The organism is Paenibacillus sp. GL_099_B (genome assembly GCF_057835695.1).
Window position 1 is genome coordinate 4,667,916 of the sequence record NZ_CM174430.1, and the last position, 16,012, is coordinate 4,683,927.

A 16,012-nucleotide genomic window follows, 5' to 3' on the forward strand; every position below is an offset into this window, starting at 1 on the left:
GGATTCAATTTCACCAACTAATGATCCGAAAGATTTACTTTTGATCTGCTGTCTTCGTGAACCAAGCTGCCAATTCCTCGGTCTGATCCAACGTTGCAATGGGGTCAAAATACCATGAACGATCCGAACTCCAAATAAACACATGGTCATTCTTGACGGCATCAAGCGAACTCCATACCGGCTTGGACTTCAATTCCTCTACAGTCAGGTTGTCTGCCGTAAGAATAATGTAATCACCGGCAAATTCGGGTATGGATTCGGACGAGACTTCAACAAGCTGATCTTTCATTAGTATCTCTTTTTTGTCTGCTGGAGGATTTAATCCGAGAGCACTATACACAGCCTGACCTCCACGCCCAAAATTATCACCAAAGGCTAAAGGTGCTTTATCGTAAAATTGCATAACTGATACTTCTGCATCTGCATCGATTGCTTCACTTACACGCTTCTTGGCGTCCGCAATTCGTCCGTCGTAATCGGCCAACCATGACTCAGCCTCTTTTTCTTTGTTCAACGCTTTACCGAAATAAGCGATCTCTTCATGGGTGTTTTTCAACTCTCCATAAGGAACAACAAGAGTAGGAGCAATTTTACTAAAAGAATCAAACAAATCAGGGTCACCTGTGACAATCAGGTCTGGTTGAAGTTCCAACACCTTTTCAAGAGAAATGGTTTCGTATTCACCAATATTCTCTACGCCCTCAAGTGATTTGATAAAATAGGGATTTTTCAGGTTCATTTCCGGTGTACCGACTGGCTTGATTCCCAAAGCAATCAGGCTTCCCAAATATAAATCAACCACAATTCGCTTGGGTTTAGCCGGGACCGTGATATCTCCCTTGACCGTCGAGATGATCCGAGGCTCCGAATTGTTTGATTGGCTATCGGCCGTTACTGTGCTGGTGGCACTCGAAGTCCCTTTGCTTCCCGCTGTTTCTCCCCCAGCATTACTAGTTGCCCCTGGCGAGCAGGCACTCAGCAGTAAAGTGAGACTTAATAAAATACTAAGCAGCATTCCCGTTCTTGTCTGTCTATTCATGTACAATGACCCTCCGTGTTTATATTGATAATGATTATCACCATCGTTATAAACATACCTTCCGGCTCTGCCACTGGAAATGTCATTTCGCGCCAGGGCCGATGTCAGATCAGGCCATTTTAGAGGTTCAGATGTTTTCTCCTTGAACTGAAGCGGAGAAACGCCTGTATGTTTTTTAAACATACGTCCCAGATAATATCCGTCCGGATAACCAATGCCTGCTGCAATCTCATCCAATGTAGCGTCGGTATGCAGCAGCATCTCCTTGGCCTTGAACAAACGAAACTGAATCAGATAGTCGATTGGACTATAACCCGTTGCGTGTTTGAACTTGCGGGATAAACTTCTGGGACTGCTGCCGACCTTCTCTGCCAAAACATGCAACGTTAGGGGCTCAGCATAAGAGGATTCCACAATTTCGATGACTTCGCTGACTTGATTCGTAATGGAATAGCGAGTTGCAGCATGAGGAATCTGTGCTGATACTTGCTCTACGAAAGGATAAAACAGGCTTTTTGCCTGAAAATGATGTATGGGGTTCTTTTGATTCCATAAAGCGTGTATCTGTTTTACTTGCTCATACAGCACAACTGGTGACTTGGGGGCAAAACCATAGGTTAGCTGAAATGGATTCATATGCTCCATCATGTTAGCCAAATCGGTTCTTCCTCCACTTGGCAAGCTTGATTTGTACATAAGGTAAAACAGGTTCAATCCAGATTGTCCAGCCTCAATATGAAATACACTTCCCTTTCCACCATGGAGAACATAAAAACGACTCACTTCATGCTTTTGGTCGTTTATGGTCACATAGGCTTTACCCTGGATGGTGAACACAAACGTGCTCGCAGGAAATTTATATGTTAGCTCCTCACATGGACCTAACTCCATATAACGTATATCCGCAATACTCACAGCAGCATAGTTCCAGAGTATGTAATAATTATTCCACATTTCACTAACCCAACTCCGTCTAAATAGATTGACTAAACAGTCCTCACTCATTGATAACCATTATCAATTATTATCAGCAAGTAAGCAACACACAAGTGAAAGTGAACTTATTAGCCAACGTATCTTCATTTGCTTCTCATAACATCCGATATATGTAAGTATATCCACGATATAACGAAGAAGGGGAAAAGACCATGAATTCAATTTCACCTGCCTCCAAAAGCAGCTTCACCCCCGGGAGCCAAGTCTCCAGCAGAGATAAGGAAATTCAGGGACTTATGCAGCAGAAGGTTAGGCTTAATGAAGAAGTACAAGCAGTAAAATCCAATGATGAATTGGACACCAAAACCAAGGCAGCACGAATCAAATCATTAACAAGTTCCATTACGCAAATCGACACCCAGATCGCCCAGATCAAAGCCGAGGAAATGCAGGAAAAGAACAAATTAAAACAGCCTGAGCAACCCAAAGAACAACAGCCTCAGCGCAATGACGAAGCTCAAACCCCATCCATGGACCATCTAATAAAGCACAGTCAGACTTATGATCAGTTAGGTAAACTGGTCGGGTTGCGAGATCGCCTGAATAGCTCCATTCAGACCATTGAAGGTGAAACCAAGTTTGACCGACTGGTTCTGGAGATTAATGCTGGAAATGATGCTGGCAAATCGATGATGCTTGAAAATGCTGAACGTACCGTTTTCCAGAAAAAAAGAGAAATCGTGCAAGACATCAGCTCCCAAATGAGCAAAGTAGGTCAGAAGATTGGAGAACTGATGAAAGAGATACATCAGCCTGAACCAAAAGAATCTGTTTCGTCTCCTGCACCTTCATCCTCTGCGGAAAAGGAAAATCAGGAAGTCATTGAGGGAAATAAGGCTGAAAATAAATCGAAGATTTCCAAGGGTGAGCAGATTGATAAAGACCCAGGAAAAATTCAAGATACGCAATCAAATGCTTCCCCTGCTCCTTCCTATGCTCCACTCGACATTCGGGTTTAACCAGTTACATAAAGGATATGTATTCTCAATAAAAAACCGTTATTTACAGGTCACTTTCCCCTGATAAATAACGGTTTTTCCCATATAATCAATCTCTCCCACAGTTATGGTTATATAGCTCCTCATTCCCACAAATAATGCTGCCCTTCACCGATTTACATACTTTTTTAATCCGGGTCGCCTCACTCAAAATTTGATCAATATTTTCATACAGTTCTGGAAAAACAAAAAAGCTTCCGGAGCAGATTAGCTGTGGCTTGAATAAGCTGATCTTCCACAGGACGTCCCATGTACAAATTAGCTAATTTTTTGCAGTCCGGTGAATTGTCTGTAACTAAGAATGATTATTGAAGGGATTTATGTACATATCTCAGAGAATTGTATAGTTCGTTTTTGTATGCATAGAGAAAAGTCGTTCTCTTCATATCATTCATCCTTTATATACCTATAATGTGGATCTTGTCAGTGGTACATCGTACCACTTTCTTGCTGATCCTTTCAGCACACCGTATGCTCAATTCTAAACTTGTCAGCAACCATCGCCATGAACTCGGAGTTCGTCGGTTTCGACTTGCTGATGTTGATCGTATAACCAAACAGGTGGCTGATGCTGTCGATGTTGCCACGTGTCCAAGCCACTTCAATAGCATGACGAATGGCTCGTTCGACGCGAGACGGCGTTGTTTTGAACTTTTCGGCAATCGCTGGGTACAGAAATCCGCTAGTTTAAACGGTCAACGTGACGCAAAGTTTAGCGTGAACATACGCGAAATAGTCTGTCGCTATAGCGATAAAGATTTCGCAGCTTTATCGGAACATTTAGCGTGAATTTATCGCTAAAGGAGGCGCTGATAAATGGCGCAGAAAACACCGAAGTTTACGTTTGTATCAAAAGAGGGTAAGCCGCTTAAGCTTGCGTTAGGAGATCGCATTGCGCAATTTCTCGATACTAAGCACAGAGAGCGCCGCGCAGCAAAGACGATTAGCGCGTACGCACAGGTCTTACATCAATTTGAGAAATGGTATAATGGGCGCGAGTATGACGAAATCACCACCGAGATACTACGTGAGTACATCGAATATCTTACATTCGGGAAGGTTCGATGGGACGATCATCCGACGAGTCCAAACGGTGCAAAAGGACTATCGCCTCGGACAATAAACAACGTCATACGTAATATGCGCATCTTCTTCAATTACTTAATAGAAGAAAGAGTTATCACGTACAACCCGATGGAGGCAGTTAAGTACCAAGCCGAGGCCAAAGATACATTCGATATATTCACGGACGACGAAGTAGTCAAGCTACTCAGTGCACCTAATCGAAGAGTGTATACGGGCCGACGGGATTACTGCATGATGCTTCTTCTCTGTGACACTGGTCTCCGTATTAAAGAGCTGACGAATCTACGCGTGTCTGACGTTAACTTTAAAACGCGGCAAATCATAGTCCGCGCTGAAACGTCAAAAACGAATATGACTCGCGTGGTTCCGATCTCTCCGCTGACCGCCCGTGAGCTTGAGAACCTAATCTCGTATATGGACGTAAGCGAGGACGATCCTCTATGGCTCACGCAGTTCGGCGAACGCTACTATGGCGACACCTTCGCTAAAATGCTTAAGCTATACGCAAAGCGCGTCGGCGTCACTAGACCGCGGGTGTCTCCGCATACGTTCCGGCATTATTTTGCGGTTAAGTTCTTGCGCGAAGGCGGCGACGCGTTGACCTTGGCGCGTATTTTAGGCCATACTTCGCTTAATATGACTCAGGTATACGCGAAGTTCACCGGAACAGACATACGGGAACAGCATGATAAGGCAAGTCCAATTTCGAGCTTGATCGATAAAGGTAACGAGAAGAAGCGCGGTAAACGAATATTCAGATAATTACCTCCCAATATATACAAACTTCTCCTTTCTAATATAATAGAGAGGAGATTTTATTTATAGGAGGTTACTTAATGAACCCTAATCTTTTAAATGAGTCAATTACTGGGGATAGGAATTTCGAATACTCTACTGGAATACAAATAAGAAGGGACTTTGATGCGATACTTGAAAGTTCTGAAAAGGAAATACTTACTACAATGAACGAATTTTCATTCGATGATTATTTAGAGCTCTTTGATGTAGGGTTAAATCTAACTATTGAGGTGCGCTCAATACTCGAGGCAACTACTCCAACCGATCAAGATCAACTCCCCTACCTGATACTATCAGCTAAGATAACGAATCTTTTGATTGCCTTGAGGAAAATACTTCGAGCTGGTCTGCCTGACGCTTTTAAGTGTTTGTTCAGGCCATTGACTGAGGCTTTTGATACTTTTTATGTATGTTTAGTTGACACTGATTTTCGACAAGCTTATGGGAATATAAGTGAGATGTATGATAATAATGAGTTTTGGTATAAGAATGCTAAGTATGACCGAATCAAATCTAAGATACATAAAATGTTTACAGATGCAAGTGGAACAGAAGATCAATTCAATTTTTACAATGAAAAAAGAAAAACACAGCAAAAGTTCTTGTCGGAATCATTACACTCTTCTTTTAATGCTGCATTTGCAACTTACTTTACTCCTACGATTAGAGGAGAGCTTCCTTTAAAGGAATTCGGAAATGTTACTACTGCTTACCCAGCAATGTTAATAAATTTATTAGAAGAGATATCAATTTTTAATTATGTGCTTCACCATGCTTGTATGACTAAACGGATTAATTCAAACATTCGAGCTACAGTGTTTATTAATAATAAATCCTTCATTTATCTCTCTACTAAGTACGCCGATTTATTTGATAGATATCTCCCCACACTTCATGAAAGAACTAGCTCACTCTTAAAGGAACTTGAATTGGCAAAAGAACAGCTACGTACTCAAAACAGCCTCGAATAAACGCAGAAAAGGCGCAGCCCTCAACGGAACTTAATCCGCGAGAACTGCGCCTCATTTCATTCGTCGACTTTACGCCTATTTGTTACGTATTATTCCGTTTTCTTAATCGCCCTTGCCCCGATATCATACAACTTACACGCGGCCAGTCCCGTCATGATCCCCGTCATAATCCCGTCAGCCACGGAATCCACCGGAATGTAAAAGAGCCCCGCGCCTAGCCCGAGCACCATCGATAGCAGCGGAATGACCTTCGCCGGTACGTACAACTTAGCGAACTCACCCACCGCAATAATCACCGCAACCACTACGCCAATTTCGTACATATTATACGCCCTCCTTCGTAATAGTCACCGTTTTAGTTTTCGAGTCCCACGTTACTTTCGCGCCTAACGCTTCCGCTACTGCACGCGCAGGTGTATACGTAGTTCCTCCGTCAAGCACGCCCTCCGTCACTTTCTTGCCGTTGACTACTACGCTAACAATTACGTCCTTTTTCACGTCAACATCCGCCACCTTTTCGTTCAATTTCGCTTGCACCGCCGCTTTAAACAGACCCCAGCCGGCCCATGTTCCGCCATCGTACATTAGGCGCGGACAGATTTTACCGGACCAATCGTAGTGACGGCGCAATCTATCCACGCCCCATCCGCGTTCCTTAAGCATCGACGCAACGAGAGTAGCCGCGTTATCTAGCGTCTTAGCGTAGTTACCGGACTCGCAGATTTCGATACCGATTGACGTACGGTTGCCAGAACTTGCTCCGCTGCCATCTCCGGAATGCCATGCGTTTTCGTTCAGCGGAATACACTCGATGGCCTCGCGCTCATCAACTACGATGTGGAACGACGCTGTACGCGTATTAGTCGGATTCGTTAGCCACGCGCGCTCGTTAGCCGCTGAGCTTTTTTCGTTTCCCGTATTGTGTATCGTAATAGTCGTCGCGTTCATAGCGAGAGATGGCCGTCTATTATTCGCGGTGCCTTTCGGGATGTAATCTTTGCGGTAATTCATATTAGCGCTCCCCTTTCATTACGGATTTGATTTCCGTTACATCCAGCGATAGCCCTTCGTACTGAGACGCCAACGTTTCGAATCGTCCCGTTAAATCCTCGGCCAACCGCATAAGACGTTCCTCCCTACGTAGCGCGTCCGAATACATCTGATCCTCGCGCTCTTTGGCCGCAACTAACATACGGTCCTCCCGCGCCTTACCGTCGTCTTGAATCCGCGCCATCTGACGCCAAAGCAGGAATCCGACAACGACGAAAAGGACCGCAAATAGGCCCTCCTTAATCGCGCTATTAAATACCGCTTGCTCCATCGACTAATCCACCTCCTCTTCCGCCTCTATCTGCGCCAGCGCGGAGCCAATTTCGTGATCGATTGCGCGGAGTATTTCCGCCTGGCTGTCCGGATGATAAGCGAGGATTGCGGAGATTACTGCGGACAATTCCGGAACAGGTTGCGCCAGGTCTATCGTACATTCGAGTAACGTGCGTGATTTCATCGCGATTCCCCTTTAACGCAAAAAGGCCCCGCCGATGTTGGCGAGACCCTTGCGTAGTTTATTCGTTTATTTAAGCGCGGCGAGTGCGGCTTCGGCTTGCGCGATGTCTGCGTTGGCTTGCGCTATGTCTGCGTCATACAACGCGAGCTGATCCTTGCGTGACTGGATAACACTAGCTTCTGCTCCCGCGCTGGTTAACCGATCTATCTCAGAGACTATCTCTTCGCGCCCTTTTAGTGTAGGTGCTAGAATTCTCTCCCGTAAGATTTCAAGTGATGACTCTATACTCGCTTTAGATTGACCAGCAAATTTGTTCTCAGAAGAAATCTCAGTATTTTCGGACTGCATTACAGCATTGTCCGACGTAGTTACTGTAATAGTTTTTCCGCTCACTTTGATATCCGCTCCTATCGCCTCAGATATTCCGCGAACAGGTACGTTAGCTTTCCCGTCGATAATCGCGCCCTTATCCGCGAGCTTCTGTCCGTCTACAATTACGGTGTATTCTCCGGTGACCTTCTTACCGACGAGTGACTTAACGCTGTCCGCAAATGCGCCGGTGGATGTCGAAAGAACGAATCCAATCAATATACCTCCGGCAATGTATGCTACTTTTTTCATGCATAACCCCTCCGCGAATCTAGTAATTGGTTCATATTTCCTATACTAACATTACGCGGACGAGGTTGTGAAGGTTCCGCCACCAGATGTTTGGTTTTGCGTGTTGCCGTGGTTGTGATTTGGTACAGATACAGTATGTGTGTGCCCTAGCGAAGCCTTTCCGTTAATAGCGGTCCACATCGAGTTTAAAGTATTCTGTAGTCCGACAACATCAGATATAGAGATTTGTAACCCTGTCACTGCTCCGTTGAATTGAGCGCTACTCCTAAACTCCGCAGGCCCCGCGATAATTGGCGCACCCTGCAACCGTATAGGATTCCCGGTATTATTCGACCCGATGAACACGTCGTTACTAAATATCGTAAGCTGCCCGCTGTTTTGGTACGAATTGATCTCGCCAGCCAGCGCCCCGCCCGTCCCGAAGAAAGATAACGCCGCCATTCCGTTATCCGAACTCGTACTAATCCGTATGCGGCTCGTACCGGACGCGTCATAACTTCGGAGCCCTTGCGAATCCAATTCAATCCGCCGACCGCCCGTAGCCGTTCGAATCAACGCACCCGTTAACGTACCTCCGGTGATTTCGCCCTGAGCCGTGATGTTTCCGGAGAACACTCCGTCTTTCCATGTTGACGCGTTAAGGTTCGACTCGAAGATATTCGCAGAGTTTGCGGTCAAGCGGTTCATCGTCGTATTACCCTGCATATCAACGCGGAATGGGGCCAGGCTGTACGTTGCGTGTCCGGCTGCTATCCCGTTCGTGTTGATTTGGGTTACGTTATTACCGGAACCGATGAGCATAGAGACGAAGCTACCGAACTGCCCGACGACTGATTCCGCAAGTACGCCGCGCGCATTGATTGCAGTCCGAGCAGTTGTGCCACCGTCTGTAGTTAGTACGAGACCATTCGAAGTCATAATGACTTGGTTCCGTGCGTCCGTTTTATCTTGAAGAGTGATACCGCGTGTATCGTAAATGATCTCAGTCTTCGAGTTATTCACGTCAATGACCGCAGCCTTCGCGAAGCTCTCAAACACCTCCGTCCGAATTGTCCCCGCGCTCATAATATCGTTAACAATCCGCTTGGCTCGGTCGAGATCCGCAACGATGTCGCTGAAATCACGCGTCATTACGTTAGCGACCGTTGCCTGCGTATGCTTATCACGATCGAACGGATACTCAGTTAGCTCCGTTACGCGTGACGTAATATTCGCGAGTCCCATTTCCGGATCGTAACAGTACACGACGTCACCGAGCGCAACGGTCGATTCGGACGCGTCAATCTTGTGGATGTCCGCAGCACTTACGGAAAGCTCTAGCGCCGGCACCTCGTTATCTGCGAGAGCTTTACGCGTCTTCCGTATGAGCTCCGCAACATCCGTGATATTCTGCTCGATAATCTCTCCGTCATAGTACGCGATGTCCGACGTAGCCCAAGCGCCGGCATATTGCGACACGAGGTAATTCGATTGCAGCACGCCGTTAACGATCGCACCCGGAATTGCCGCCAACCTTGCGCGCTCATCTGCGTTTAGTATAGTCGCAGGCCGTCCGATCCAGGTGCGGCCGTCTTTCATCTGCGCGTACATGCGTGTGACAAGTGCGCTACCGTCGTCACCATACGAGGATGATACGATGTTTTTATTAATGCGGTACTGATGCCCGAAATCGCCGCCGATTTTCTTACGTAAGTGGATGACGAAATTATCCGGATCGACTTCCGCAACGTACATCGATATTACCGCGTTCAGCGCTTCGAGTGCGTTCGTACGGCCCCAGTCCTTAACGTCGAATAGATCGAACGTATCGTCGATTGAGAACGTAAAGCGTCCGCCCGTTGCTGCGCTAATCGAATCGGTAAGCCGCGAAATATGAACGCCGTACGCCTCGGAAATATACGAAGAGTACGGCATTTTATAGTCCGCGAGCTTAAACATTACGTGGGAACACGTTACTTGCGCGGTTAGCGTTTTACCTTCGCGGTTACGTCTGCGCGAGTTGATAACGTAAAGTTGGCCGCGTTCGTCTTGAACGTGACCTTTTAGCGTTATGAGTTCGCGATATTCATCGGACGTCATCGGAATATTGAACGTCAGCGTGTAATCCGAGTTAATACGGCGCTGGCGTTGGACATCGTATGCGGACGGGAGGACTCCGATGGGATTGCGTGATTTATCGTATATGCGTAAGATTACAATTCACCTCCCGTAATGTTGTACGTGCTGGCCCTATTCTGGTTGAGGCTCGCCCATCGGTGCATCTCCCCACATTAGCATGATAACGTCCCTATAAGGCTCAGTAATCTCACTGTTAACCTGAGTTCTGCCTTGTGAATTATTAATGTATGCCCTGCGCCATGGGTTGCCAATTGGGTAGTCTTTTCCGTCAATTGTAACAAAACTTTGCTTTCGCAGGCTTACGCTCTCCGACGTAAGCATGTCTAGATATGTTTTTTCCATAGATTAGCCTCCTCAAAATGTTTGGTATGTCCCCGAAATCATAAAAGCTGAGTTACTTAGTATCGCTGAAGCGGCAACGTTGCTCGTCGTATCCTCTATAAATAATAGATCGACGCTGTTTGACATCTGGTTAATTCTGGCTGATAGCTGTTTAGTGCCTTTAGTTAAAACGGCATGTGAAATCGAGCATGAGATAAATCTGCGATTGTCGTTAACCGTTACAAAGGGTAGTCCAGTAATACTAACACTCCCACTCATGTTTGCGTCCTTTTCGGTAATCTCTACGTACAAGTGGAAGTTAACTGTTTTTCCTATTTTTTCATAGTATCCGAGCTGTGCCCAATAAAAATGGGTTCCTTCGGCAATTGAGCCTACTAAAGTAGGAGTAAATACTCCGCTTTCTATTTTTAGTCCATGAACGCCGTTTATGTCAGTTACTAATTCTGCTTTGTGAGTCTCCATTGCCGTTGATGATTCCCCCAACTGTGTATCAATCGCCGCGCCCAAAGCGTCAACCTTGGCCTGAGCACCTGTAGGCGTCTCCGCGCCAATCCCCGCGGGCGTCAGCGCATCGAACTCGTCTCTTAACGTAACCAAATCCGGAATCGGATCGGCCCCGTCGTTATTATGCGATGGTCCGTGCGCACCTGGCGTAGCTTCTCCGGTAGCCGTTACCGTTACCGTCTTCGTAGTAGGATTAGTGGACACCGTAATTCCTATACCACCTGCGATAGTCAACGCATCGGATTCCGCGCCAGCCACGACGTTGTTCACCTGCGCGAATGCGTTCTGGTTAACCTCCGCGCCTTCCTCGACTCCGGCCAGCTTCGTATGTTCAACGCTAGTTAAATGCGCAATACTGTCCGCTTTGTGTGCGTCAAGTCCCGCCTGAACTGCGTCAACTTCCGCTTTCCGCGCGATGTCATCCAAAGCACTTGGCGCGGCTACTTTCGCCCGTCCCGCGCTGTCACGTTGCATAATCTTGCCTGCGGTTGCGACCGACGTAGACCCGTGCGCAGTCTGTGAGGCTACGTGTGTAGAGGATGCCGAAGACTGCGTATCGAGCTCCGTCTTGATAGCGGAATAGTTCGCGTTATGCTTCGCGAGGTTCGCCATATCCAGTTCTTTATTGATCGTTTGAGGGTTAAATGCCATTGTCCGCGCTCCCTTCGTTAGTAGAGGTATTTGTAACGGAAGACGAACGCAAGTGATACCGCAAGCCCCGCGCCTCCGACCGTAATCGTCGTTGTTCCGGGATTCAACGCAAAAAATACGCCATTGCTCGATCCGTAGGCGTTGACTCCGTTCTTCTTAACCGTATATTTTTCGCAGTTAATTTCCCACGTATCGGACGCGGTACTTGTTGCGTTGATTACTATCGTTTGGCTACCGTTAGATATCGTAAGATTCGTAAACGCGCCGCTAATCTTTATAACGGGCGATTGCGGTAATGTTCCCTCGTTCCGCACCGGCATCGTTCCAACCGCGTTAAAGAACTGCGCGTAATCCGAATATACGTAACCTTGCCCGTACGAAAGTCCTTGCCCGTACTCATTGACCGCGGTATCACGTAAGGACTGCGGCCACGGATCGTTCATTTTGAGCGGGAGGTTAATCGTCCGACTTCCGGTTGCCTGTACGGATAGTGTCCCGCTATAAACTACTGGATATCTCTTCGCGGGCAAATCGTGAAACTCAACGTATATCTGCGGACCATGTACGCTCATCATAGCCGCCAATTGTGCAAGCGCTGCGTGATAGTCCTGCGCGAAGCAGTATAGCGTTACGTTAATTACGCGCGGACCAAACGTTGATCCGAAATCAATAACGCCGTCAGATCCCGCAAGTTTAACCGTATTGTCCTCCGTTTCAGGAAGAACGGGTAGGCTCCGCTCGGTTAAAGCGAAGCCGATCGTTTCGAGGTCAATCTCGTTAATCTTTATGCCCCATTCCGTCATTAGCGCGTCTTCACCCCTTGCGTTTGTAATCGTTGGACAGCGCGTGCTCTCTCGTCATACAGCGTTTCAGTATCCGCGCGATCCGTGAGAGTCACGTCATTAACGGACATGTCGAACTGGTTGATAACCTGCGTAGGAGCTGCGCCTGTATCCGATGGACCTGCCGCAATCATACGGAAGAGGTTGCCGATTTGCGCGTCGTTCAGGATCATTTCGCCAGCATGCGCGATTACCGGAACTGCGGAACCAGGCGCGCCTTGAACAACTCCGCCGACTTTGAATTGCTGTAACTTTCCGGTGTCTTTGTCGATACCATAGAGCTTACGCAGCTCCTCGTTACGGGCCGTTAATCGCGCCATCTCAGCCGTGTCTCCGGAAGCCTTAGCCGCAGCCCATGCGTCTTTGTTCGCGTTGTATTCCGTGAGGTCAACGTTAGAGCCGGCGGTCGGAACTCCGGTACTGAGCGTAGACATTTTTGCGTTGTACTGTGTGACAAACGAGTCAAGCGAAGATAAGATCGTGGCGTTAGCTTCCGCGTTGGCATTCGTCCGGAACTCCGAGATTGCCGATTCAATAAACTTGACGTCATCCGCGTGATTCTCGAACGCATCTTTCAAGTTATCGTACTGGCGCTGCGTCTCCGTTTTCTCTGCGTCAAAGGCGGAAGTACGTGTATCCTTCTCGTCCTGCAGCGCGGATTTCTGCGATTCAAGTTCGCGCTTGCGGAGTTCGCGGTCGTGTTCGAGTTCCATGCGCGCTACCTCTTTGATGAGGTCTTCGCGCTCTTGGATACCTTCCGGACCAACTGCGGATGATAACAAGTCAATGCGCGCCAATTTCTCGGAACGCTGCGTCTCCCAGTCCGCGTCAACGTTGAGCTCTTGCTCCTTCGCAAGTAACCGGTCGATCGCCGCAATCTTCTCGTCAACTTCCGCAATGTACGCCTTTTTGCGCTCGTCAATCGCAGCGAGATCGGCTTTCAACGCGGCGTCAATATTCGTCTTCTCTGTTTTCAGGAGCTGATCCGCGAGCTTCTGCGTTTCGGTAACGAGCTTCTTGCGTAGGTTGTACAGTTGGTCCTCCGCCTTCTCGTAGTACTCCGAATCCTTCGCGTGGCGATCGCGTACTCGCGTCCATGCGTCAATCTTCATCTGCGTGATTTCGAGTTCGGATTTGCCGGCGGTTTCCATGCGGCGCTCTTCCTTACCGATCCACTTTTCGGAGGCTGAGTACGCGTCGGCTACCGCTTTCTCGTTCGCCTTAACGAGTTCTTTCCGCGCTTTGTACAGCGCCTCGTCTGCGTCTTTGTATTGGTCGGAATCCTTTTTATAGCGATCCCTTACGCGAGTTAGTGCGGCGATTTTCATTTCCGCGATGGACACTTCGGACTTGCCGGAATCCTCCATGCGGCGCTCCTCTTTATCAATCCATGTCATCGAGAAGTCATAGCGCGATTTAACGCTGTCTTCCTGCAGGCGCTTGAGCTGCAAATTGAGTGTCCGCGCGTCCTCAACCGTTTCCTTAAGGTGCTGCGCGTGCGCCTTACGCAACTTTTCGTACGCCTTAATCTGCTGATCGGCAGACCAATCGTACATATCCGCTTGATAACGGATTGTGGCGAGGTCTGCGTTATACGCTTTGTCGCGCATCTCCTTAGCGATCTCGGCTGCGGACTTCTCTTTCTTGGCTTTCGGAGACTTCGCCTTCTTGTCTTTTGCTTTCTTGGTTTTATCCTCTACGAGATTTATTCCGGAACCTACGCCGGCACCAGACGCGCGAGTTAACGCTGAGCCGTCCGTTAGTCCTTGCTTAAGCTGCGCGAGCTCCTTCTCGTGCTGGGACGCATCGTACAAGTCCTTCGACAAACCACCGAGCTGTTTTTGGATGTCGGTAACATATTTATCCGCGTTACTTTCGATATGCCCTTCGATGGTTGGATTGACGGACATCCCGCCGATTGCCGTTACCTGCTGCTTCATGCCTGAGGCTGCTCCGGCCACCGCGCTCATCGTCCGCAATAACGCCTGATAGTTCGTAATCTGAGCCGCGATTGATTTCCGGTTAGCTTCGGCCACCTTCGCCATTCCGTCGATCTGTACGTTCATTAGTCGGATAGCCTCGTCGACGTAACTACGCTCTGCGGAGATGTGATCGTCGATGATCCCGATATTGGTTAAGCGCGCGTTTCCTTCCGAATCTATCTGCGCGATGAGGTCCGGATACTCCTTACGCAAAGCTGCGGTTAGGTTTGAGAGTTCTTGTTTCTGCGCGGCATCCAGATTCTGCGATTCCGCCAACTCGCGGTATCTTGCGACCATCTGCTCGGTAGCTTGGGTCTTCTCTTTCTTCGCAATAAGGTCTTGGATCTCGGCTTCTCTCATCGCAAGTAGCGCGGGAGTAGACTCTTTAATGGCCTCGTTCATATTCTCGATAGCCGCCTCAGCGTCCGGAACACTGCCGTAGCCCAGTTCGCGCAGCTTCTCGTCAGCTTTCGTAAGAGTCTCCGTAAAGACGTCCAGCTCGCTAACCACTCCACCGAGAAGTTCACCTTCCCCACCGGAAGCTTGAATCTCTTTGATCCGTTCCTCGATAGATGCACGATACTCAAGCGCCTTAGTCAGTTCCTCGACAGCCGTCTGCATCTCTTGGACCTCTTCAACGGAGCGCCGCAAAGGTGATTCGCTGAGTTGCTCGTTCAGTGTACGTTGGGCATCTGCAAACTTCCGCGCAGACTCTTCTGCAGCATTAGCGTTAGATGAGTACAGCGCAAACCCGCCCACCAACGCGCCGATAGCGAGAGATACCGCGGCCAATACCGGCACCGAAACCTGCAATGTCGCAAGTGCTACGGTAAGCGTCCGGATAGCTACAACCGCGCCTGCAATAAGAGGCGTAACCGTCGTAAACGCGATGATTGCCGTCTGCATTCCCGGAGACAGCTCGTTGAATCCAAGGAGCATGCGCGATACTTCTTCCGCACCTTTACGGATTGCCGGTGCAAACTTATCGCCGACCGTGATTCCGACCGCTTCCATCGCGGATTGCATCTCTTGAATCGCGCCATTCAACGTATCCATCTGGACTTCTGCGATCCGTTCCGCGGTGCCGCCTGAGTTGTTCAACTCTTCCGTAAATGACTCAAGGTCCGCCTGTCCCGCTTTGATTAGCGTTAAGAATCCGGATGCCGCCTCTTGGCCCGCGAGGATACTAGCCGCCTGAGCGCGTTGTGCTTCCGTAAGTTTACCGAAGCCTTGTTCGAACTGCCCGATGATCTGGTTAAACGGTAAGAAGTTTCCGGCCGCATCCGTAACACTGACGCCGAGCTGCTTCATTACATACGCGACTTCCTTCGTTGGATTCGCGAGTCTTAGCATAATTGCACGGAGCTGAGTACCGGCCATTTCGCCCTGGATACCGGCGTCGGACAATTTCGCAACCGCTGCGGACGTCTCTTCTACACTAACTCCGAGATTAGCTGCGATTGGTGCTACGTATTTCATTGCATACAGATTGTTATCGCAAAGGCTCTTTATCCTCTGCTTCTTACGGTTTCCCGTAAGCTCAGACTATCTCTTCAC

14 protein-coding genes and 1 pseudogene are annotated in these 16,012 nt (G+C 48.3%); 3 read left to right on the forward strand and 12 right to left on the reverse strand.

The window, feature by feature from the left end:
• Window positions 1-34: 34 nt before the first annotated feature.
• Window positions 35-1,993, reverse strand: a complete 1,959-nt coding sequence (locus tag AC3ITG_RS21155) for an ABC transporter substrate-binding protein (protein WP_489251258.1) — start codon at window positions 1,991-1,993, stop codon at window positions 35-37.
• A 194-nt stretch (window positions 1,994-2,187) separates the two neighbouring features.
• On the opposite strand from AC3ITG_RS21155, the gene AC3ITG_RS21160 reads away from it, so the two are divergent.
• On the forward strand, window positions 2,188-2,994 hold the full coding sequence (locus AC3ITG_RS21160; RefSeq protein WP_489251259.1) for a hypothetical protein: 807 nt from the start codon (window positions 2,188-2,190) through the stop codon (window positions 2,992-2,994).
• Between the two features lie 498 nt (window positions 2,995-3,492).
• Here the strand turns inward: AC3ITG_RS21160 and AC3ITG_RS21165 are convergent.
• A pseudogene (locus AC3ITG_RS21165) lies at window positions 3,493-3,708 on the reverse strand (sporulation initiation factor Spo0A C-terminal domain-containing protein); the annotation flags it as partial.
• A 141-nt stretch (window positions 3,709-3,849) separates the two neighbouring features.
• On the opposite strand from AC3ITG_RS21165, the gene AC3ITG_RS21170 reads away from it, so the two are divergent.
• Window positions 3,850-4,881: a tyrosine-type recombinase/integrase gene (locus AC3ITG_RS21170; RefSeq protein ID WP_489251260.1), complete on the forward strand. Its 1,032-nt coding sequence runs from the start codon at window positions 3,850-3,852 to the stop codon at window positions 4,879-4,881.
• Between the two features lie 74 nt (window positions 4,882-4,955).
• On the forward strand, window positions 4,956-5,888 hold the full coding sequence (locus AC3ITG_RS21175) for a hypothetical protein (protein ID WP_489251261.1): 933 nt from the start codon (window positions 4,956-4,958) through the stop codon (window positions 5,886-5,888).
• 89 nt (window positions 5,889-5,977) lie between these two features.
• Here AC3ITG_RS21175 and AC3ITG_RS21180 read toward each other — a convergent pair whose 3' ends face one another.
• The 10 genes from AC3ITG_RS21180 to AC3ITG_RS21225 form a co-directional block, all read right to left on the reverse strand.
• Window positions 5,978-6,211, reverse strand: a complete 234-nt coding sequence (locus AC3ITG_RS21180) for a hypothetical protein (protein WP_489251262.1) — start codon at window positions 6,209-6,211, stop codon at window positions 5,978-5,980.
• A gap of 1 nt (window position 6,212) precedes the next feature.
• Window positions 6,213-6,899, reverse strand: a complete 687-nt coding sequence (locus tag AC3ITG_RS21185; RefSeq protein WP_489251263.1) for an N-acetylmuramoyl-L-alanine amidase — start codon at window positions 6,897-6,899, stop codon at window positions 6,213-6,215.
• Window position 6,900: 1 nt separating this feature from the next.
• Entirely contained in the window at window positions 6,901-7,209 is a 309-nt protein-coding gene (locus AC3ITG_RS21190; protein WP_489251264.1) for a BhlA/UviB family holin-like peptide, read from the reverse strand.
• Between the two features lie 3 nt (window positions 7,210-7,212).
• Window positions 7,213-7,395, reverse strand: coding sequence for a hypothetical protein (locus tag AC3ITG_RS21195; protein WP_489251265.1), 183 nt, complete (start codon window positions 7,393-7,395; stop codon window positions 7,213-7,215).
• Window positions 7,396-7,461: 66 nt separating this feature from the next.
• Window positions 7,462-8,016 (reverse strand): stalk domain-containing protein, encoded by a 555-nt coding sequence (locus AC3ITG_RS21200; protein WP_489251266.1) that lies wholly within the window; start codon window positions 8,014-8,016, stop codon window positions 7,462-7,464.
• A gap of 51 nt (window positions 8,017-8,067) precedes the next feature.
• Entirely contained in the window at window positions 8,068-10,215 is a 2,148-nt protein-coding gene (locus AC3ITG_RS21205; RefSeq protein WP_489254509.1) for a phage tail protein, read from the reverse strand.
• A gap of 30 nt (window positions 10,216-10,245) precedes the next feature.
• Window positions 10,246-10,476 carry a hypothetical protein gene (locus tag AC3ITG_RS21210; RefSeq protein ID WP_489251267.1) on the reverse strand — a complete coding sequence of 77 codons (231 nt, stop codon included), beginning with the start codon at window positions 10,474-10,476 and terminating at the stop codon, window positions 10,246-10,248.
• 12 nt (window positions 10,477-10,488) lie between these two features.
• Complete coding sequence (locus tag AC3ITG_RS21215) at window positions 10,489-11,631, reverse strand: hypothetical protein (protein WP_489251268.1); 1,143 nt, start codon at window positions 11,629-11,631, stop codon at window positions 10,489-10,491.
• Window positions 11,632-11,648: 17 nt separating this feature from the next.
• Complete coding sequence (locus tag AC3ITG_RS21220; RefSeq protein WP_489251269.1) at window positions 11,649-12,434, reverse strand: phage tail domain-containing protein; 786 nt, start codon at window positions 12,432-12,434, stop codon at window positions 11,649-11,651.
• A complete protein-coding gene (locus AC3ITG_RS21225; protein WP_489251270.1) occupies window positions 12,434-15,934 on the reverse strand; it encodes a phage tail tape measure protein in 3,501 nt (1,166 codons plus the stop codon). The genes AC3ITG_RS21220 and AC3ITG_RS21225 overlap by 1 nt, the downstream gene beginning before the upstream one ends.
• Window positions 15,935-16,012: the final 78 nt, after the last annotated feature.

Excerpts from the sequence above, each read along its gene's own strand:
- AC3ITG_RS21155 (WP_489251258.1), bottom strand. The coding sequence starts at position 1,993 with ATGTGGAATAATTATTACATACTCTGGAACTATGCTGCTGTGAGTATT.
- AC3ITG_RS21160 (WP_489251259.1), top strand. The coding sequence starts at position 2,188 with ATGAATTCAATTTCACCTGCCTCCAAAAGCAGCTTCACCCCCGGGAGC.
- AC3ITG_RS21170 (WP_489251260.1), top strand. The coding sequence starts at position 3,850 with ATGGCGCAGAAAACACCGAAGTTTACGTTTGTATCAAAAGAGGGTAAG.
- AC3ITG_RS21175 (WP_489251261.1), top strand. The coding sequence starts at position 4,956 with ATGAACCCTAATCTTTTAAATGAGTCAATTACTGGGGATAGGAATTTC.
- AC3ITG_RS21180 (WP_489251262.1), bottom strand. The coding sequence starts at position 6,211 with ATGTACGAAATTGGCGTAGTGGTTGCGGTGATTATTGCGGTGGGTGAG.
- AC3ITG_RS21185 (WP_489251263.1), bottom strand. The coding sequence starts at position 6,899 with ATGAATTACCGCAAAGATTACATCCCGAAAGGCACCGCGAATAATAGA.
- AC3ITG_RS21190 (WP_489251264.1), bottom strand. The coding sequence starts at position 7,209 with ATGGAGCAAGCGGTATTTAATAGCGCGATTAAGGAGGGCCTATTTGCG.
- AC3ITG_RS21195 (WP_489251265.1), bottom strand. The coding sequence starts at position 7,395 with ATGAAATCACGCACGTTACTCGAATGTACGATAGACCTGGCGCAACCT.
- AC3ITG_RS21200 (WP_489251266.1), bottom strand. The coding sequence starts at position 8,016 with ATGAAAAAAGTAGCATACATTGCCGGAGGTATATTGATTGGATTCGTT.
- AC3ITG_RS21210 (WP_489251267.1), bottom strand. The coding sequence starts at position 10,476 with ATGGAAAAAACATATCTAGACATGCTTACGTCGGAGAGCGTAAGCCTG.
- AC3ITG_RS21215 (WP_489251268.1), bottom strand. The coding sequence starts at position 11,631 with ATGGCATTTAACCCTCAAACGATCAATAAAGAACTGGATATGGCGAAC.
- AC3ITG_RS21220 (WP_489251269.1), bottom strand. The coding sequence starts at position 12,434 with ATGACGGAATGGGGCATAAAGATTAACGAGATTGACCTCGAAACGATC.
- AC3ITG_RS21225 (WP_489251270.1), bottom strand. The coding sequence starts at position 15,934 with ATGAAATACGTAGCACCAATCGCAGCTAATCTCGGAGTTAGTGTAGAA.